This is a genomic window from Colidextribacter sp. OB.20 (assembly GCF_009911595.1).
Taxonomy (GTDB): Bacteria; Bacillota; Clostridia; order Oscillospirales; family Oscillospiraceae; genus Lawsonibacter.
The window spans coordinates 92,682-111,293 of sequence record NZ_QWKG01000001.1 but is presented as its reverse complement, the minus strand read 5'-3'; the positions used below and the strand labels follow the sequence as shown (position 1 = coordinate 111,293).

Here is an 18,612-nt window from a genome sequence, read left to right as displayed (position 1 = left end):
AGGGCGGTAACCGGCGGGCGGACAATGTCGAAATGATGGCCTGTAGGGCGCGACGACCCCAGTGCGCCGCACATGGGCCGGTGCAAATTCTGAAAACGGCGGGCCGGGTCGTCCCGCCCTACAGCTCCAGGGTGGGGCCGTCCGCACCGCCGGTGGGAGCGGAGCCGCCGGACAGGCCCTCCTGAGCCAGCAGGTTCTCCATGACGGTGATGTCGGTGGAGATGTCCAAGGCCTCGTCGCCGAAGAGGGAATCCAGCTGCTTGTCAAAGGCGGCGCACAGGGTGTCCAGCATGGTCTCCACCTTCCCCTTGGTGGCGTCGATGTTGCTGCCCGAGATGCCGGCGGAGTCCATCCGGTCGTAGGCGTTGAGCAGCTTGATGGTGGTGGGCAGGAAGTAGTCTAGGAACCGGGAAATCTGGGGCTGCTTGGCCGGGTTGGCGATGACGTGGTCGATGATTTTCCCGGTGACCTCCTCCAGATGGTCGATCTGGGCGGAAATCTTCTCGTCGGGGATGGCGTCGTTAAGGCGGCGCAGTTCGGAGACCGCCCGGTCCTTCTCCTTCCGGAGAGCGGCGACCTTGGGGTCCTCATCCCTCTTGGCCTCGGGCTTTTTGGCCTCGGTCTTGGGGGCCTCGGGGGTCTGATAGACCTTATCCGGGAAAATGGCTTTGCCCGCCACAAAGGCGGCCAGGGACAGCCCGGAGCACAGCACATAGTGCAGCGGGGCGTTCAGGGGGAAGAGCAGGGCGTAGCCCAGCCAGACGAGGCCCACCAGATAGATGGGCAGAACGGACACTTTTTTGTGGGTAGTCATGGCGCGCCTCCGCATAAAATAGTCATTTCTATTCTACCCCCAACGGGCGGGGGTGTCAAGGAAATTGACGGGTTTACAAATGGTTTACAAATTACGGGGCAGAGAGGTATAATATAGAAAGAAAACAGCGCTCCGAAGGGGAGCGCGGGAGGTCTTTATGAAAACAGGCTTGGTGTTGGAGGGCGGGGCCCTCCGGGCAATTTTTTCCAGCGGTGTGTGCGACGGCCTGCTGGAGGGCAATGTTATGGCTGACTATGTCATCGGCGTGTCGGCGGGCATCGCTTACGGTGTGAGCTATGTGTCGAAGCAGCCCCGGCGCAATCTGGAGGTGGTCACCCGCTATGCCCCGGACAGGCGGTATATGGGCCTGCGCAATCTGGCGGACAAGGACAACCGCTCCTACTTTGGGCTTGAGTTTGGGTTCAGCACCATCCCCAATGAGCTGGTCCCCTTCGACTACGACACCTTCGCCGCCTTCCCCGGCCAGGTGGAGGCAGTGGTCACCAACCTGAACACCGGAAGGGCGGACTATCTGCCTGTTCCCCGGCAGGACCGGGAGTCCATCGTGCTTCAGGCCAGCTGCGCCATGCCCCTGCTGTTCCCCATCTATGAGATTGGCGGCCAGCCCTATCTGGACGGCGGTATCAGCGACGCCATCCCCTGGCGGCGGGCGCTGGAAAGGTGCGATAAGGTGATTGTGGTGCTCACCCGCCCCAGAAGCTACCGGCGAAAGCCCGACCGGATGATGAAAATGGTCCGGAAGCGGTACAGAGGCTACCCGGAGTTTGTGGCGGCGATGGAGAACCGGGCGGAGGTCTACAACCGGGACCGGGAGGAGCTGTTCCAGGTGGAGCGGGAGGGGCGGGCTCTGGTCATTGCCCCGAAGTCCACCCTGGGGGTGTCCCGGACGGAGCGGGACACCGAGAAGCTGCGCCTGCTGTGGGCGGAGGGCTATCAGACGGTGGTGGACCGGCTGGAGGAGATTAGAGATTATCTGCGAGACTGAGGGCGGTCCCGGTGCGGTCCGCCGGGCCTGGCTCCAGGGCGTACAGGCTGAGCGTATCTCCCACAATCGTAAAAAAGGCCCCCAGCTTTGCCAGCTGGGCCTGACTCTGCCCCTGGGCCAGCACGGCGGACAGCGTTACCGCCATAGTGAGCAGCTCGCCCCGGTTGGCGTTATAGATAGAAGACAAAATGACCACCCCTGAGCTATTCTATGTGGAAAAGGAGCTTTTTGCCCATGAAAATCGTTGTGATTGACGGACAGGGCGGCCGGCTGGGCCAGCTGCTGGTGGGGGCGGTGAAGAACCGCCTGCCCCAGGCCCAGGTGTACGCCCTGGGCACCAACACCGCCGCCACCGCCGCCATGCTCAAGGCGGGGGCGGACTTTGGCGCCACCGGGGAGAATCCGGTGGTCCGGGGGGTGGCGGATGCGGACGGAGTGCTGGGTCCGGTGGGCATCGCAGTGGCAAACGCCATTCTGGGGGAGGTGACTCCGGCGATGGCGGAGGCGGTGGGCAGTTGCCGGGCTAAAAAATTCCTGGTGCCCATGAACAGCTGCGGTGTGATTGTGGCTGGGGTGGAGGAGCTGCCCCTGCCTGCCTACGTGTCCCAGGCAGTGGAGGCCCTGGCGGCGGAGCTGGAAAAATGATTGACTTTTGGCGTGTGTTCCTGTATGATAAATCCGTCGCGCGGGTATGGCGGAATTGGCAGACGCGCAGGATTTAGGTTCCTGTGCCGCAAGGCGTATGGGTTCGACCCCCATTACCCGTACCACGTCGGAGCGAAATCCGCTCCGTTTTAAGGCGGTCCCTTTTGGGGCCGCCTTAAAACTGCGTTCCGCCTCTTTGAGCCTCCTTTCCAACTTGAACCCGCTGCGCCGGGCTTCGAGTTGGCTTTTGGTGCATGACGATGGGTTACAGCGCCTTCATACAGCGGCTCACCTGCTCCCGCAGAGCCCGGTCAGCCTGGATCAGATAGTCGCAGACGGCGAAAAAACCGTCCGCATGGGAGTCGTCCTCCTGGTCCAAACCGATGGACATCAGGTCTATGGCGTTGATGATCCTGGAAACCTGATTAGCCGCTGTCTCCAGCTCCAGCAATTCCTGCTGTAAACTCATAAGTACCTCCTTGATTTTTACCCGGCGTTGTGGCATAATCAGATTTGCCATTCCTCCGGGCTTGGTAAATAGAGTGTTGGTGTTGCTTGTTAGGGCGCGGCCAGCACTCTATTTTTATTCGCCCAGCTCCTCGTCGATCTTTTCGTTGAGCCATTTGACCTTGGAGACGTTTTTTTCTTTCAGCTTCTCTTCAAAACGCTCCATTTTGTCTTTCTCTACCTCAACAGCGAATGCCTTGAATTTAGAGCGGCGATTTCGAAAATACTGGGCCCTGTCTCTTTGTGGCACAAGTTCACCTCCCTGTTTCCCACAACCACCATTATAGCATGGTTGTGGGAAACCTGTCAAGAGAAAAATCGGCCCCCGGCGTAAGCCGGGGGCCTGCTATAAAAGGGGGGCGGGAATGGCTTTAAGAGATTGCGCGGTATTCGTCAACCGCTTTATCGAGCAGTTTGCCCAAAATGGCGATATAGTCCGAACCCATGCTTTTTACCTTTTCAATCGTTGCGGAAGAGACGTAAAGTGTAAGTGGTTCCCCGCGGAAGGGCTTTGCCTTTCTTGCGGCAAGAAAGGCCTGTTCCATCGCGTCAGTCAGCTCGGGAGAATCTTCATCATAGACAACAGGCAGCTTTTTAGCTTCTGCAAGCAGTTTTCTCTCTTCGTCAGACAATACAGACCCCGACTCCAGCTCAAATGTGACCATAATACACCTTCCTTTCTCTTGCCGTCGCGAGACGCGCGGAAATCAGCCTGATTCTGGGATGACGCTCAGTATACACAACAAACAAGACCTCATCAGCTAAACCGATTGTGATATACCGCTCCTCGTCTATACTGTGTGCCTCATCGTAAATTTCAATACGGTTTTCATCAGAAAAAACTTTTGCCGCAGTTTCAAACAAAATACCGTGTTTTTTAAAATTGCGTTCCGCTTTTTCCTCGTCCCATTCAAATTGTAGTATCATGCTGCGCCTCTCTTAATTATATCGCTTAAAACAGAAAAATACAATCAGATTTTTGTAATATCGATGGGTGTCAGGTCCTCGCTGCGGCTCTGCTGCCGGACAGTGAGCAGGGCCCGGGCGGTGTCCACCGAGGTGACGCAGCCCACCCCGTGCTCCACGGCGGAGCGGCGGATGCGGAAGCCGTCGGAGTCGTGCTTCCTGCCCCGGGTGGGGGTGTTGATAATCAGGTCCACGGTGCCGGAGGCGATCATGTCCAGGATGTTAGGGTGGGCCTGGGAGACCCGGTTGACCACCTTGCACTCGATGCCCGCCTCGGTGAGGGTCTGGCAGGTGCCGGCGGTGGCGTACAGCTCCACCCCCATGTCCTCAAAGCCCCGGGCGATGGAGATGCTCTCCTCCTTGTCCTCGTCCTTCACGGTGATGATGATCCGGCCGCCCCTCTTGGGAGCCCGCATCCCGGAGCCTTTGAAGGCCTTGAGCAGAGCCTGGGGATAGGTTTCGGCCAGGCCCAGCACCTCGCCGGTGGACTTCATCTCCGGGCCCAGGCCGGTGTCCACGTCGGTGAGCTTCTCGAAGGAGAACACCGGGGCCTTCACGGCGTAGTAGCTGGCCTCCTTATAGATGCCGGTGCCGTATTCCAGGTCCCGGAGCTTGGCCCCCAGCATCACCTTGGTAGCCAGATCGATGATGGGCACCCCCGTCACCTTGGAGATGTAGGGGATGGTCCGGGAGGACCGGGGGTTGACCTCGATGACGTAGATGTCGTCGTCGTAGAGGATATACTGGGCGTTAATCAGGCCAATTACACCCAGGTGCATAGCCATGTTCTTGGTGTGCCTGAGGATGAGCTCCCGGTGCTTGTCCTCCAGGTGGAGGGGCGGGTAGACGGCGATGGAGTCTCCTGAGTGGACCCCGGCCCGCTCCACGTGCTCCATGATGCCGGGGATGAGGATGTCCTCCCCGTCGAACACGCCGTCCACCTCCAGCTCCCGGCCCATGAGGTACTTGTCCACCAGGATGGGGTGCTCCTGGACGGTCATGTTGATGATCTTCATGAACTCCTCAATGTTCCGGTCGGAGTAGGCGATCTCCATCCCCTGGCCGCCCAGCACGTAGGAGGGGCGCACCAGCACGGGGTAGCCCAGCTCGTGGGCGGCGGCCAGAGCCTCCTCGGTGGTGAAAACGGTCCTGCCCTTGGCCCGGGGGATTCCGCACTTGGACAGAATCTCGTCAAACCGCTCCCGGTCCTCGGCGGCGTCCACCCCGTCGGAGGAGGTGCCCAGAATCCGGACGCCCATGTCGGTGAGGGCCTTCGCCAGCTTGATGGCGGTCTGTCCGCCGAACTGGACCACCGCCCCCCAGGGCTTTTCCTGCTCCACGATGTTTTGCACATCTTCTGCCGTAAGCGGCTCGAAGTACAGCTTGTCGGCCACGTCGAAGTCGGTGGAGACGGTCTCTGGGTTGTTGTTGACGATGATGGTCTCGCAGCCCAGCTTCCGCAGGGCCCACACCGAGTGGACCGAGCAGTAGTCAAACTCGATGCCCTGGCCGATACGGATGGGGCCGGAGCCCAAAACCAGCACCTTTTTCCGCCCGGACCCGTCGTCCCGGGCTTCGTTCTCCCCGTCGTAGGTGGAGTAGTAGTAGGGGGTCTCGGCGTCGAACTCAGCGGCGCAGGTGTCCACCATCTTGAAGGCGGGGATAATGTGATACTTCTCCCGCAGGGCCTTCACCTCGGCCTGCTTCATGCCGCACAGGGCGCCGATGTAGCTGTCGGCAAAGCACATCTCCTTGGCCCGCTTCAGGGTGTCGATGTCCGGCTCCCCCTTGCAGCGCTTCAGCTCCTCCTCCATGTCGATGATCCGCTTGAAGCCGTCCAGGAACCAGATGTCCATCTTGGTGATAGAGTAGATTTTTTGCGGGGAGAAGCCGCGCCGTAACGCCTCGGCCACCACAAACAGCCGCTCGTCGGTGACGTTCACCAGCAGCTCCTCGATCTCGTCGGTGTACAGCCCCTCCAGCTTGTCCAGCTTCAGCGCCCGGACGTTCAGCTCCAGGGAGCGGATGGCCTTCATGACGGCCCCCTCGAAGGAGTTAGCGATGGCCATGACCTCGCCGGTGGCCTTCATCTGGGTGCCCAGGGTGCGGCTGGCGGTGGTGAACTTGTCGAAGGGCAGGCGGGGGATTTTCAGCACGCAGTAGTCGATGGTGGGCTCGAAGCAGGCCTTGGTTTTTCCAGTGACGGCGTTGGGGATCTCGTCCAGGGTGTAGCCCAGGGCCACCTTGGCGGCGACCTTGGCGATGGGGTAGCCGGTGGCCTTGGAGGCCAGGGCGGAGGAGCGGGACACCCGGGGGTTGACCTCAATGACGGCGTACTCAAAGGAGTCGGGGTTCAGGGCGAACTGCACGTTGCACCCGCCCTCGATCTCCAGGGCGGAGATGATGTCCAGGGCGGCGGAGCGGAGCATCTGGAACTCCCTGTTTGCCAGGGTCTGGGTGGGAGCCACCACGATGGAGTCGCCGGTGTGGACGCCCACGGGGTCGATGTTCTCCATAGAGCAGATGGTGATGACGTTGCCGGCCCCGTCCCGCATGACCTCAAACTCGATCTCCTTCCAGCCGGCGATGCACCGCTCGATGAGCACCTGGCCCACCCGGCTGAGGTTGATGCCCCGCTCGGAGATCTCCTCCAGGGAGGCCCGGTCATAGGCGATGCCGCCGCCGGTTCCCCCCAGGGTGTAGGCAGGGCGGACGATGACGGGGTAACTGATGCTTTCGGCGAAGGCGACGGCGTCCTCCACGCTCTCCACCACCAGGGAGGTGACGCAGGGCTGGCCGATGGACTCCATGCAGTCCTTAAAGCCCTGGCGGTCCTCCGCCTTGCGGATGGACTCCGGCGACGTGCCCAGCAGGCGGACGCCGTACTGCTCCAGGGTGCCGTTTTCGTGGAGGGCCATAGCCAGGTTCAGGCCGGTCTGACCGCCCAGGGTGGGCAGGATGGAGTCGGGCCGCTCCATCTCGATGACCTGGGTGACGGAGGGGATGTTCAGCGGCTCGATATACACGTGGTCGGCGATGTCCTTGTCGGTCATGATGGTGGCGGGGTTGGAGTTGACCAGCACCACCTCCAGGCCCTCCTCCTTGAGGGCGCGGCAGGCCTGGGTGCCGGCGTAGTCAAACTCGGCGGCCTGGCCGATGACGATGGGGCCGGAGCCCAGCACAAGCACCTTCTTAATGTCGGTATACTTAGGCATTACTTGTCACCTCCACAAACTTCCTCTTCGCCTCCCCTGAAAGGGGCGGAGGGGTTTCCTCCTGCTTTCCTGGCTGCCATATTGTCAATGAAGCGGTTGAACAGATATTCGGTATCCTTGGGGCCGGCGTTGGCCTCAGGGTGGAACTGGGTGGTAAAGCAGTTGGGCCGCTTGTAGCGCAGGCCCTCGCAGGTGCCGTCGTTTACGTTGATGTGGCTCACCTCGGCAACGGCGGGGTTCACCGAGTCGGCCAGCACCATAAATCCGTGGTTCTGGCTGGTGATGAACACCCGGCCCTTCTCCAGGTCCCGGACGGGGTGATTGCCTCCCCGGTGGCCGTAGGCCAGCCGGCCGGTCCTGGCCCCGGTGGCCAGGGCCAGCAGCTGGTGGCCCAGGCAGACGCCGAAGAGGGGGATGTCGCTGTCGTAGAGCTTACGCAGCTCGGCAATGATGGCGGTGTTCTCCGCCGGGTCGCCGGGGCCGTTGGACAGCATCACCCCGTCGTAGCCCCCGGACAGCACCTCCTCCGCGGAGGTGGAGGCGGGCAGGGCGGTCACCTTACAGCCCCGCCGGCGCAGACACTCGATCATGTTCTGCTTGACGCCGTAGTCCATCATAGCCACGTGGAGGCGCTCCTCCCCATAGGCGGAGAAGACCTCCGCCTCCGTCCGGGTGACCAGGGAGACCGTGTCCTTCACCTGGTAGGCCTTCAGCTGCTCCAGCACCTGAGCGATATTAAAATGCTCCGCGCAGGTGAGCATTCCGTTCATGCTCCCCTCGCTGCGGAGTATTTTGGTCAGCGCCCGGGTGTCAACACCCTGGATGCCGGTGATATTGTGTTCCTTGAGATAGGTCCCCAGGTCGCCCTCACAGCGGAAGTTGCTCCCCCGGGGGGACAGGTGCCGGACCACGAGGGCCTCCACCCAGGGCCTGCGGGACTCGCAGTCCTCGTGGTTGACGCCGTAATTGCCGATGAGGGGATAGGACATGACCACGCCCTGTCCGGCGTAGGAGGGGTCGGTGAGAATCTCCTGATAGCCGGCCATAGAGGTGTTGAACACCATCTCGCACACCCGCGTCTCGGTGGAGCCGATGCTGGTGCCGGAGAAGATGCTCCCGTTGGCTAGAATCAAGGTCGCTTTCATCTTTCGTTCACTCGCTTTCCATTCCAGTTCTTGTGCCCATAAGTTATCAAGTTATTTTATCGAAAAACCGGCCCTTTGGCAAGATGGCGTTTTCCCTTTTTCTGTATAAATATTCGGGGGATATTTGGGCAATTCGTGGGGAAGGATATGCTTGTCTGTAGGGCGCGACGACCCCGGCGCGCCGCTTTCTGAGATGCGGGGTCTAAAAATGCGGGCCGCCCAGGTCGTCGGCCCCTACAGGGAGGCGGTTATCATGTTCACCGGCCTTATGCGGACCATTATCCTATACATCCTCATCATCGCCGGGGTGCGGCTGATGGGCAAGCGGCAGGTGGGAGAGCTGGAGCCCTCTGAGCTGGTGCTGTCCCTCATCATCGCCGACCTGGCCTCAGTGCCCATGCAGGACTACGGCATCCCCCTGCTCACCGGGGTGGTGCCCATCCTGGCCCTGATGTCGCTGACCATGATCCTGTCGGTGCTCACCATGAAGAGCGTCAAATTCCGGGCACTGCTGTGCGGCCGGCCCAGCATGGTGGTGCGGGACGGCGCGCTGGTTCAGAGGGAGATGTCCAAGACCCGCCTGACAGTGGACGAGCTGCTGGAGGAGCTGCGCATCCAGGGCTACACTGACATCAGCCAGATCAAATACGCCATTTTGGAGACCAACGGCCAGCTGTCTGTCCTGCCCTACGCCAACCAGAAGCCCCCTACAGCCCGGGATCTGAAGGTGTCTGTGGAGGAGGGGGGCCTGCCCCGGGTGGTGGTCAGCGACGGCAAGCTGCTGGAGCAAAATCTGAAGGCTCTGGGCCATGATCGCCCCTGGCTGGACAGACAGCTGGCCCAGCGGGGGTGCCGGGACCTGGAAAAGGTGTTTCTCCTGCTGGTGGACGAGGCGGACGCGGTATATTTGGCGGAGAAGGAGCGGTAATAAAATTTGGGTAGGGCGCGACGACCTCGGCGCGCCGTTTTGCGGAGGGCTGCCGGCGGCGGGCCGGGGTCGTCCCGCCCTACACCTGGCCTGCCTGTGAGCCTCAATACAGGTGGCCGCAGGCCGCCCCTGCATGAGATAGGAGGTATTCCAATGAAACGACTTTGGATCGCGGCGGGGCTGCTGGTCCTGCTGCTGGGGGCCAGCCTGGTTAACGCCTGGTACGCTCAGTCCCTCACCGGGGAAATGGCGGACCGGCTGCGCCAGGCCCAGGCTCTGGCAGAGCAGGACAACTGGGTCCTGGCGGAGGCGGTGACCCGCCAGGTCTATGAGGACTGGCAGAGCCACCACTTCTATTTTCATACCCTCATGCGCCACGGCGATACGGACCAGGTCCTGCGGGCCTTCCGCCAGGTGCTGGAGTATCTGCCCCTTCGGGAGCCCGACCAGTACAACGCCGCCAACGCCGACCTGACGGCCCAGCTGGAGCTGCTGGCTGAGATGGAGCAGGCGACGGTGGTGAATGTGCTGTAGCGGCGCTTTTTTGCGGGAAAGCAAAACTTTCGGTTGACAGTTTGCCCGGTTCGGTCTAAAATTTTGCAAAAGAGCGGCCCTTGACGGATTTCCCTCGGGGGCCTCTTTCCATGCTTGCAACGAATGAGAAAGGACTTGATACCCGTGAGCAGCGGAGAAAAAATTGAGATTGTGGGCGCGTCCGCCAACAACCTGAAGCGCGTCGATGTGGACATCCCCAAGGAGAAGCTGGTGGTGCTGACAGGGGTGTCGGGCTCGGGAAAGAGCTCCCTGGCTTTCGACACGGTGGCGGTGGAGAGCAGCCGCCAGTGGCAGTCCACCTACCCCATGTTCCTCCGGGCCCGCCTGCCCCGGTATGAGCGGCCCCCGGTGGAGTCCATCCGGAATCTGACCCCCAGCGTGGTGGTGGACCAGCGGCCCATCGGCTCTAATGCCCGGTCCACCGTGGGCACCGCCGCCGACGTGGCCCCCCTCATCCGCCTGCTGTTCTCCCGGGTGGGGCAGCCCAGCGCCGGAGGGGCTATGGCCTACTCCTTCAACCACCCCAAGGGGATGTGTCCCGACTGCACCGGCCTGGGGGAGAAGGTGGAGCTGGACGAGGAGAAGATGTTCGACCTGGACGAGACCCTCAACGGCAAGGGACTGCGGTTCAGCCAGTTCTCCGGCGGCAGCTGGCAGGAGTTCTACTACCGCTGCTGTCCCCTCCTGGACCCGGACAAGAAGTTGCGGGACTTTACCCCCGAGGAGTGGAAGGTTCTCCGCGTCGGCCCGGATGAGCCCCTGAAGCTGGGCTTTTTGCGGCACAACACCGGCCAGGTCTCCCAGGTCCCCTACGAGGGTGTGGTCCCCCGGTTCAACCGGCTCTATCTGAACCGGGACATCTCCGCCCTGAAAAAGTCCATCCAGGACGAGGTGATGCTCTTTGTCCGCCGCCGGCCCTGCGTCACCTGCGGGGGCAGCGGCCTGAATCCTCTGGCCCTGGCCTCCCGAATCAACGGGCACAATATCTCCGACTACTACGACATGCAGGTCAGCGAGCTCATTCCGGTGCTGGAGGCCATTGACAGCCCCCTGGGCCGGGCCATCGCCGGGCAGATCACCGCCTGCCTCCAGCGGATGGTGGACGTGGGCCTGGGCTATCTCAGCCTGTCCCGGCGGACGGACTCCCTGTCCGGAGGGGAGTCCCAGCGGCTGAAGATGGTCCGCCATCTGGGCAGCGCCCTGAACAACATTACCTACATCTTTGACGAGCCCACCGCGGGCCTCCACCCGGCGGATGCCCGGCGCATCGGCAGGCTGCTGCTGGCCCTGCGGGACATGGGCAGCACCGTGCTGGTGGTGGAGCACAGCCGGCAGATGCTGGAGCTGGCCGACCACATCATCGAGCTGGGCCCCCTGGCGGGCAGCCGCGGAGGACAGATTGTCTATCAAGGGGACCTGGCCGGGCTGAAGCAGGCCGACACCCTCACCGCCGCCGCCCTGCGGGAGACCGTCCGGCCCAACCCCAGCCCCCTGCCCTGGACTGAGAGCTTCCCCATCCGGGGAGCGAAGCTCCACAACCTGAAAAACGTGGATGCGGACATCCCCAAGGGGGTGCTGACCGCCGTGTCCGGGGTGGCCGGCTCGGGAAAGAGCAGTCTGATCTGTGAGGAGTTTGTCTCCCGCCACCCGGAGGCCATCGTCATCGACCAGAAGCCCATCGGCACCTCCAGCCGGTCCACCCCCGCCACCTACACCGGAGTGATGGACGAGATCCGCAAGCTCTTCGGCAAGGCCAACAAGGTCAGCCCCCAGTGGTTCAGCTTCAACTCCAAGGGGGCGTGCCCGGTGTGCAAGGGCAAGGGGGAGATCACCCCGGAGGTGGCCTTCGCCGACCCGGTGACCATCCTGTGTGAGGAGTGCCGGGGGGCCCGCTTCAACCCCACCGCCCTGAGCTATGAGTTCCAGGGCAGGAACATCCAGCAGGTGCTGGACATGACGGTGGTGGAGGCGGTGGAGTTCTTCCGGGAGGAGAAGATCACCGGCCCCCTCCGGACTCTGTGCGAGGTGGGGCTGGGCTACATGACCCTGGGCCAGCCCACCAGCACCCTGTCCGGCGGCGAGGTCCAGCGGCTGAAGCTGGCCAGCGAGCTGCACACCGAGGGGAACGTCTACATCCTGGATGAGCCCTCCACCGGCCTGCACAGCCGGGATGCGGAGCAGCTGCTCGCCCTGCTCCGGCGGCTGGTGGACCAGGGCAACACGGTGGTCATTGTGGAGCACCGGCTGGCCCTGATCGCCGCCGCCGACTGGGTCATCGACATGGGCCCCGAGGGGGGAAGCAGAGGGGGCGAGATCCTCTTTGCCGGCACTCCGGCCCAGCTGCTGGACTGCCCCCGGTCGGAGACGGGGAAATATATGCGCCTGATGGCCGGGCAATAAGAGAAAAACAGAAGCGGCAAGGTGCTGACCTTGCCGCTTCGACTGCGCTATACTGCGTTCAGCCCATCAGACACACGGCTGACCGCCTCCTCCAGGTCCATGAGAGAACTTTGAAGCTCCATATATAATTCTCCTTGCTTTTTCCCCGGAGCTGTGGCATAATCAAATTTACCACTCCTTCGGGGATGGTTTTTGTAGAGTGTTGGACAGCTTTGCTGTGGTGGCCAGCACTCTATTTTTTGTCCAGCTCCGCCTCCAAAAGGTCGATTCCCGTTACAATCGCGTCAATTCTTGACGATCCCAGCCGGTCTGCACAGTACTGAATTTTCTGCGCTTCTGTTTCAGTTACCCGAATGTTGATTGTTACGGTGCGAGGCTCGGTTCCTTTGAGTGGACGGCCCGTCCTTGGCGACACATGATTCACCTCACTTTAATGCGCATATAAATTATAAGTTTAACGCGCGTAAAAGTCAAGCCCTTTTTCGCGCAAAATGAAAAAAGGCCGCTCGAGCGGTCTTTCAGCTTGCCAAAAATCCTCATCCTCCGCAGAATAAGGCTCCTTTGGAAAGGAGCTGTCAGCGGTCGGCTGACAGAGGATTGCGTTTCGCGAAGCGAAACATACGAAGTGAACGAGGTTTGTACCCTCTGCGTAGGGGCGCACATTGTGCGCCCGTCATAAACAGGCCAGCTCCGAAAAGCGGGCGGACAATGCCCACCCCTACAGAGACTCAAAACCCTCGTTTGCTTCGCACATTTTGGCTTCGCCAAAATACAATCCTTCGTCACCGCCTTTCGGGCGGCGCCACCTCCTTTTGAAGGAGGCTCCGTCCGCAGGGCGGTGAAAACTGCGCTTTGCGAAATCCGATCTGCTTTAGCGAAGATCAATACCTGCGGACGACAGCCACCACCCGACCGATAATTTCGGCGTAGGTGCCGTCGATGGGCTCGTACTCCGGGTTTTCCGGCATGAGCCAGACATGCCCGTCCTTATAGCGGTAGGTCTTTACGGTGGCCTCGTCCTCAAAGAGGGCTACCACGATCTCGCCGTTCCGGGCCTCCTGCTGGCGGTGGACCACCACCAGGTCGTCGGGCAGAATGCCGGCCCCAAGCATGGATGTGCCCCGGACCCGGAGGGCGAAGTGCTCGCCGGACAGGCCCTGAGTGTCGAAGGTGAGGTAGTCCTCAATGCATTCCTGGGCCAGAATGGGGGAGCCGGCGGCCACGTTGCCCACAATGGGCACCTGGTTGGCATGGGAGTCCAGCTCCTCGGCCACCGGCCCCAGGGGGAAGCCGGGCAGGGAGATGGCCCGGGTTTTGCCCTCGGCCTTGACGATGGCGCCGGCCTCCTCCAGGCCCTTCAAGTGGAAGTGGACGGTGGAGGGGGACTTCAGTCCCACCGCGGCCCCGATCTCCCGGACAGAGGGGGGGTAGCCGTGCTCGTTGGTAAAGGCCAGGATGAAGTCGTAAATCTGTTGCTGTTTACGGGTCAGGTTGGCCATAAGCAGCTCCTTTCAAAGAGGCAGACGGGGCGTCTGCGGTGAGATTCTCTGTTACGGCCACTATTATAGCACAGGTTTTTTAACTTGTCAAACGAACGTTCCAGGAATTGAGAAAAAATTCAAAATTTCGGAAGTCCCTGTTCACTCTAAAAGAGTTTGCCAGTGCCCGGCGCGGTATGCGTCGAAGCACATGCTGATCTGCTCCCGGGAGGTCTTTCCTGTGGACAGGGGAGGCAGCTCCTCCAGGGCAAACCAACCGCTGTCCAGCGTCTCCAGGTTGGGCTGGAAGGACCCGCCCAGCAGCTCGCACAGGACAAATACCTTGCATACGCCGTAGGCGTTCACAGGCTCGTTGTGCCTGTGCTGGTCCTGGAGGGCGATGACCAGGCCAGGGACGACCTCCAGCCCCGCCTCCTCCCGGACCTCCTTCACAACGTTCTCACCCACGGTCAGGTCCACATCCACCCAGCCCCCGGGGAGGGACCAGCGGCCGTCGCTCTCCTGGACCAGGAGGATTTTTTCCTCCTGAAAGATGGCGGCCCGGGAGTCCAGCTTGGGAGTCTGATAGCCGGACTCATTGCAGAACAGGTCCTTTACCTTCTCCAGGGGCAGCTCTGCCTGCCGGGATACCATCTCTGCGGCGATGTCCCGGATACGGCGGTAGCGCTCAAAATCGTATTTGTCGTGGCCGTACTCAAGCCCCGCCTGGGCCAGGGCCTGAAGCTCCACGGCCCATTTCAGCCACGGCTCCTGTATATTCATATGCTCTCCCTCCTTACAGCGGCGGCATCTCGGGCAGAGGGCCCTGCTCCCGGGCGGCGGCGGCCAGGCGGGCGTCGTAGAAGCCGGCCTTCGACACCGAGCGGTAGGGGATCAGCCACAGAGAGACGGGGATGGTGATCAGAGTGCTGAGGACAGTCACAGGCGCAGAGTAGGCCACAGACCGGCAGGCCTCGGCCCACTCCAGCACCTGGTTCGCGTCGGTAAAGCTGGGGGACAGCAGCCCGGCCTGATAGAGACAGGTGAGCACCACGGCGGCGGACAGAATAAAGTTGACAGCCTCCCAGCCCATGAAGGACAAATCCAGCTTGAACAGCTCCATTTTCCAGCCCCGCATCAGCTCCACGCTGCGCAGGATGGGAATGGTGGAGCCGTCGTCCGGCCGGTCGGCCAGCAGGTAGGGGGCCAGGGCGTACCGCAGGGAGATGGCATATGCGGTGATAAAGAGGCTGAGGAAGAACAGGAAAAAGAAGATCCAGCGCGTGCCGTAGTCCCCGACGCCCACCGCCAGCATGGTAAAGGGGACAGACAGGGCCATGGCTGCCAGGAAGTACCAGCCCAGAATGCGGACGAGGATGCCCAGCTCCATGAGCAGCACCCGGCCCGCCACCGAGAAGCCCTGCGTCAGGGAGTTGACCCCCGGGTCCAGCTGCCGGTAGGTCCACAGGGCCCACAGGCACAGGCCGAACTGGACCACAATGTAGTACAGGGTCAGCAGCAGCTGGAGAAAAATATCGAGGGTGTCAATAAAGGGCACGGGGGAGGCCCCGGCCCCTGGGGTGGGGATCAGGCTGAACAGCCAGGATACCCCGGTGGTCATGGCGATGTAGGCCAGGGCCACCACCCAGAATTTGGGGTCGGTGAGGGCCATCCGCTCCCGGGCCTGACGCTTGAGCTCCTTGCGGTCGATTTCCATAGAATGATCTCCGATCTGCATAATTTGAATGGGCCGTATGTAGGGCGCGACGACCTCGGCGCGCCGCTTCCGGCATCAGACGGCGGGCCGGGTCGTCCCGCCCTACAGGCACACCCCAAGCAGGGGAAGTAAAATCATTACTCCCACTTCTCCATAAGCAGCCTGATCTGTTCGGCCAGCTTGGCCAGGTCCTTGTTGGACCGGCCCCGGCTGCGGCTGACCAGGTCGGCCAGGTCCCGGGACACGTCCTGGAGCCGGATATAGGCGGCAGAGGGCGCGGCGGCGGAGCCGGCAGCGGCCTTCTTGACCTCCAGTACCACGCCCTTAGCCAGCATGCAGTTGGTTGCCAGGTCGTAGACCTCCTCGTAGAGGGGGGCGTGGGCGGGGATGCCCCGCTGGTTCAGGTCGTGGGCAAACAGCTCGGTGACCTCGTCGTCCCCGTGGACCACAAAGACCTGTTGGGGCTTGGGGGTGAAGTGTCCGACCCACTCCAGCAGGTGGTCCCGGTCGGCGTGGGAGCTCAGGCCCTTGAAGTTGACAATCTTGGCCCGGACAGAGATGTCCTCGCCGAAGAGCTTCACGCTTCTGGCGCCCTCCAGCAGCCGGCGGCCCAGGGTGCCCTCCCCCTGATAGCCCACAAAGACCACGGCGCACTCGGGGCGCCAGAGGTTGTGCTTCAGGTGGTGGCGGATGCGGCCGGCGTCGCACATGCCGGAGGCGGAGATGATGATCTTGGGGGTCTTGTCGTCGTTCAGGGCCCGGGAGTCCTCGGTGGACTGGGTGAGGGTGAGCCCCGGGAAGGTAAACAGGTTCTCACCCCCCTGGATGACGGCGATGGCGTCGTCATCCAGATAGCCCTTCAGATTGCCGGAGTAGATCTTGGTGGCCTCGGCGGCCAGGGGGGAGTCCACATAGACCTTGAAGCTGGGCAGGGATTTTACCAGCCCGTCCCGCTTGATCTCCCGCAGGTAGTACAGCAGCTCCTGAGTGCGCCCCACGGCGAAGGAGGGGATGACAATATTGCCCCCCTTGGAGAACACCTCGTCAATCAGATTGGCCAGGGCCCCGGTGTAGCTCTCCGGGGGCTCGTGGTTCCGGTCGCCGTAGGTGGACTCCATGACCACATAATCGGCGCTGTCCACAAAGGAGGGGTCCCGGATGATGGGCTGGGCCTGGTTGCCCAGGTCGCCGGAGAAGACAATCTTCTTGGTGACGCCCTCCTCGGTGGCCCAGATCTCCAGAATGGAGGAGCCCAGCAGATGGCCGGCGTCAGTAAACCGGACCTTGACCCCGCTGCACAGGTCGAAGAGCCAGCCGTATTCCACCGTCTCCAGCATGTGGATGGCCTCCTCGGCGTCCATCAGGGTGTACAGCGGCTCCACCGGGGGCAGCCCGGCACGCTTGCCCTTCTGGTTCTGCCAGTTGGCGTCCCCCTCCTGGATGTGGGCGGAGTCCCGGAGCATGACGCTCATCAGCTGGGCCGTCAGGCCGGTGGTGAGGATACGGCCGTTGAAGCCCTCCTTCACCAGAAGGGGAAGCCGGCCGGAGTGGTCGATGTGGGCGTGGGTAATCAGCACATAGTCGATATAGTTGGGGGCGAAATCCAGGGAATTGTCGTCGTGCTCGTCCTGCCCCTGCTGCAGGCCGCAGTCGATGAGGATTTTTATGCCGTTGACCTCCAGGCAGTGGCAGCTGCCGGTGACCGCGTGGGCGGCGCCGAAAAATGTCAGTTTCATGGGATAGCCTCCTTTGTGTATATAGAATCTTATCTCTATTGTACACCATTACCCGGGAAAAAGCTATACCAATTTGTGAATAATGTGTAAATGCGGGGGATTTGCGGGGGCGGCAGCCAGCCGCCCCCGCAGCATGGATGACAGGCGGATGCTATCCGCCCCTACAGAAGCTCGAAGTGCTCCAGGGCGGTGAGGATGCCGTCCTCGTCCACCGTGCCGGTGACATAATCGGCCTCGTGCTTGACCACATCGTCGGCGTTGCCCATGGCCACCCCGATGCGGGCGTGGCGGAGCATGGGCAGGTCGTTCTCCCCGTCGCCAAAGGCCATGGTCTCCGACAGCTCGATGCCGAAGTGCTTTAAAATAACGTCCATTCCGTGGTCCTTGCCCCCGCCGGGGGCGACCACGTCCACGAAGGCGGGGTGCCAGCGCAGCACGTTGAGCCCCAGGAAAAAATCCGCTCCGGCGGCCTGCTGCTCCTCCCTGGTGTAGAAGGCAACCGCCTGGTAAAACCTGCGGTTCAGCATCTCGCGGAGGGGGATGACGGGGGGAACGGGGATGTTCAGCTGCTGGGGGAACAGCTCCAGCCGGGAGTCCGGGTTGACGGTATGGCTCTGCATCCCCTCCAGAAAGACGCAGGGGCTCCCGCTGCGCTCCAGCAGTCCGATCAGATGCCGGGCGCTGTCGGGCGGGATGGGGTTGTCCCACAGGACCTGGTCTCCGGCAAAGCAGAACTGGCCGCTGACGGTGATATAGCCGTCGAAGGGGAAGACACCCACAGCCTCCACAGCGGTCTCCTGCTGCCGCCCAGTGGCGACAAACAGCTTGATCCCCTTCGCCTGGAGGCGGTGGAGCCCCTCCAGCACGGCGGGGGAGATGCGGTGAGTCTTGAAGCTGACCAGGGTCCCGTCGATATCAAAAAAAATGGCTTTTTACCAAAAAATAACCTCTCCTCCCCAATTCTTCCCCCATTCTACTCCAATCGCAGCCCGGTTTCCATGTGCGAATTGGACGATTTTGGCATAACAGCCGCCCCCCAATCCATAGGATAGAGAGAAAGGGGGAATCCTTATGGCATATGTGGACGACCGGGCCCGTCCCGAGATGAGCCACCACATCATTCTGGAGGAGCGGGAGCAGCTGGTCGTCTCCGGCGTGGAGGAGGTGGAGAGCTTCGACGAGAACACCATTCTCCTCACCACCGCCCAGGGGGCGCTGGAGATCCAGGGGGAGGAGCTGCACATTGAGAAGCTGTCCCTGGACGGGGGCGACCTGAAGGTGGAGGGCCGGGTGAACGCCCTGCTCTACGGGGAGGAGAACCGGCCCCGGGGCGGCCTTCTCGCCCGGCTGCTGGGCGGATGACGGTGGATGTGGCCCAGCAGGGCCGGGCGCTGTGTCAGGCTCTGCTGCTGGGAGGGGCCATGGGGGTGACCTATGACCTGTTCCGCATCCTGCGGGTGCGGGTCAGGGTCCCCCTGCTTGGTCCGCTGCTGGACCTGC

At 62.0% G+C, this 18,612-nt stretch carries 18 protein-coding genes and 1 tRNA gene; 7 read left to right on the top strand and 12 right to left on the bottom strand.

All coding sequences use genetic code 11. The annotated features are described in order from the left end of the window. Nucleotides 1-118: 118 nt before the first annotated feature. On the bottom strand, nucleotides 119-814 hold the full coding sequence (locus tag D1641_RS00580; RefSeq protein ID WP_243149165.1) for a 5-bromo-4-chloroindolyl phosphate hydrolysis family protein: 696 nt from the start codon (nucleotides 812-814) through the stop codon (nucleotides 119-121). Nucleotides 815-971: 157 nt separating this feature from the next. Between D1641_RS00580 and D1641_RS00575 the strand changes: the two genes are divergently transcribed. After that, nucleotides 972-1,820: a patatin family protein gene (locus D1641_RS00575; RefSeq protein WP_160662446.1), complete on the top strand. Its 849-nt coding sequence runs from the start codon at nucleotides 972-974 to the stop codon at nucleotides 1,818-1,820. Here D1641_RS00575 and D1641_RS00570 read toward each other — a convergent pair. Continuing rightward, a complete protein-coding gene (locus tag D1641_RS00570; protein ID WP_160662445.1) occupies nucleotides 1,798-2,007 on the bottom strand; it encodes a hypothetical protein in 210 nt (69 codons plus the stop codon). The two genes, D1641_RS00575 and D1641_RS00570, sit on opposite strands and share 23 nt — an antisense overlap. A 47-nt stretch (nucleotides 2,008-2,054) precedes the next feature. Between D1641_RS00570 and D1641_RS00565 the strand changes: the two genes are divergently transcribed. Next, on the top strand, nucleotides 2,055-2,465 hold the full coding sequence (locus D1641_RS00565; protein ID WP_160662444.1) for a DUF3842 family protein: 411 nt from the start codon (nucleotides 2,055-2,057) through the stop codon (nucleotides 2,463-2,465). Nucleotides 2,466-2,505: 40 nt separating this feature from the next. After that, a tRNA-Leu gene (locus D1641_RS00560) sits at nucleotides 2,506-2,590 on the top strand. 140 nt (nucleotides 2,591-2,730) lie between these two features. Here the strand turns inward: D1641_RS00560 and D1641_RS00555 are convergent. The 5 genes from D1641_RS00555 to D1641_RS00535 form a co-directional block, all read right to left on the bottom strand. Continuing rightward, complete coding sequence (locus tag D1641_RS00555) at nucleotides 2,731-2,934, bottom strand: hypothetical protein (RefSeq protein ID WP_160662443.1); 204 nt, start codon at nucleotides 2,932-2,934, stop codon at nucleotides 2,731-2,733. Nucleotides 2,935-3,343: 409 nt separating this feature from the next. Continuing rightward, complete coding sequence (locus tag D1641_RS00550; RefSeq protein WP_160662442.1) at nucleotides 3,344-3,637, bottom strand: hypothetical protein; 294 nt, start codon at nucleotides 3,635-3,637, stop codon at nucleotides 3,344-3,346. After that, nucleotides 3,624-3,899: a BrnT family toxin gene (locus tag D1641_RS00545; RefSeq protein ID WP_160662441.1), complete on the bottom strand. Its 276-nt coding sequence runs from the start codon at nucleotides 3,897-3,899 to the stop codon at nucleotides 3,624-3,626. Before D1641_RS00545 ends, D1641_RS00550 begins: the two co-directional genes overlap by 14 nt. A gap of 44 nt (nucleotides 3,900-3,943) precedes the next feature. Then, a complete protein-coding gene (gene carB / locus D1641_RS00540) occupies nucleotides 3,944-7,153 on the bottom strand; it encodes a carbamoyl-phosphate synthase large subunit (protein ID WP_160662440.1) in 3,210 nt (1,069 codons plus the stop codon). After that, nucleotides 7,153-8,298, bottom strand: a complete 1,146-nt coding sequence (locus D1641_RS00535; protein WP_160662439.1) for a carbamoyl phosphate synthase small subunit — start codon at nucleotides 8,296-8,298, stop codon at nucleotides 7,153-7,155. Before D1641_RS00535 ends, carB begins: the two co-directional genes overlap by 1 nt. Before the next feature lie 151 nt (nucleotides 8,299-8,449). On the opposite strand from D1641_RS00535, the gene D1641_RS00530 reads away from it, so the two are divergent. The 3 genes from D1641_RS00530 (at nucleotide 8,450) to D1641_RS19815 (ending at nucleotide 12,181) form a co-directional block, all read left to right on the top strand. Continuing rightward, nucleotides 8,450-9,226, top strand: a complete 777-nt coding sequence (locus D1641_RS00530; RefSeq protein WP_243149163.1) for a DUF421 domain-containing protein — start codon at nucleotides 8,450-8,452, stop codon at nucleotides 9,224-9,226. Between the two features lie 153 nt (nucleotides 9,227-9,379). Further along, a complete protein-coding gene (locus D1641_RS00525) occupies nucleotides 9,380-9,760 on the top strand; it encodes a DUF4363 family protein (RefSeq protein WP_160662438.1) in 381 nt (126 codons plus the stop codon). A gap of 144 nt (nucleotides 9,761-9,904) precedes the next feature. After that, nucleotides 9,905-12,181, top strand: coding sequence for an excinuclease ABC subunit UvrA (locus D1641_RS19815; RefSeq protein ID WP_201757165.1), 2,277 nt, complete (start codon nucleotides 9,905-9,907; stop codon nucleotides 12,179-12,181). Between the two features lie 881 nt (nucleotides 12,182-13,062). Here the strand turns inward: D1641_RS19815 and lexA are convergent. The 5 genes from lexA to D1641_RS00495 form a co-directional block, all read right to left on the bottom strand. Continuing rightward, a complete protein-coding gene (gene lexA, locus D1641_RS00515; protein WP_160662436.1) occupies nucleotides 13,063-13,680 on the bottom strand; it encodes a transcriptional repressor LexA in 618 nt (205 codons plus the stop codon). Nucleotides 13,681-13,821: 141 nt separating this feature from the next. Then, complete coding sequence (locus D1641_RS00510; protein WP_160662435.1) at nucleotides 13,822-14,442, bottom strand: NUDIX hydrolase; 621 nt, start codon at nucleotides 14,440-14,442, stop codon at nucleotides 13,822-13,824. Between the two features lie 13 nt (nucleotides 14,443-14,455). Beyond that, nucleotides 14,456-15,376: a DUF975 family protein gene (locus tag D1641_RS00505; RefSeq protein WP_160662434.1), complete on the bottom strand. Its 921-nt coding sequence runs from the start codon at nucleotides 15,374-15,376 to the stop codon at nucleotides 14,456-14,458. 137 nt (nucleotides 15,377-15,513) lie between these two features. Then, nucleotides 15,514-17,112, bottom strand: a complete 1,599-nt coding sequence (locus tag D1641_RS00500; RefSeq protein ID WP_160662433.1) for an MBL fold metallo-hydrolase — start codon at nucleotides 17,110-17,112, stop codon at nucleotides 15,514-15,516. Between the two features lie 161 nt (nucleotides 17,113-17,273). Next, entirely contained in the window at nucleotides 17,274-18,038 is a 765-nt protein-coding gene (locus D1641_RS00495) for a Cof-type HAD-IIB family hydrolase (RefSeq protein WP_160662494.1), read from the bottom strand. Nucleotides 18,039-18,183: 145 nt separating this feature from the next. Between D1641_RS00495 and yabP the strand changes: the two genes are divergently transcribed. Continuing rightward, nucleotides 18,184-18,474 (top strand): sporulation protein YabP, encoded by a 291-nt coding sequence (gene yabP / locus D1641_RS00490; protein WP_160662432.1) that lies wholly within the window; start codon nucleotides 18,184-18,186, stop codon nucleotides 18,472-18,474. Nucleotides 18,475-18,612: the final 138 nt, after the last annotated feature.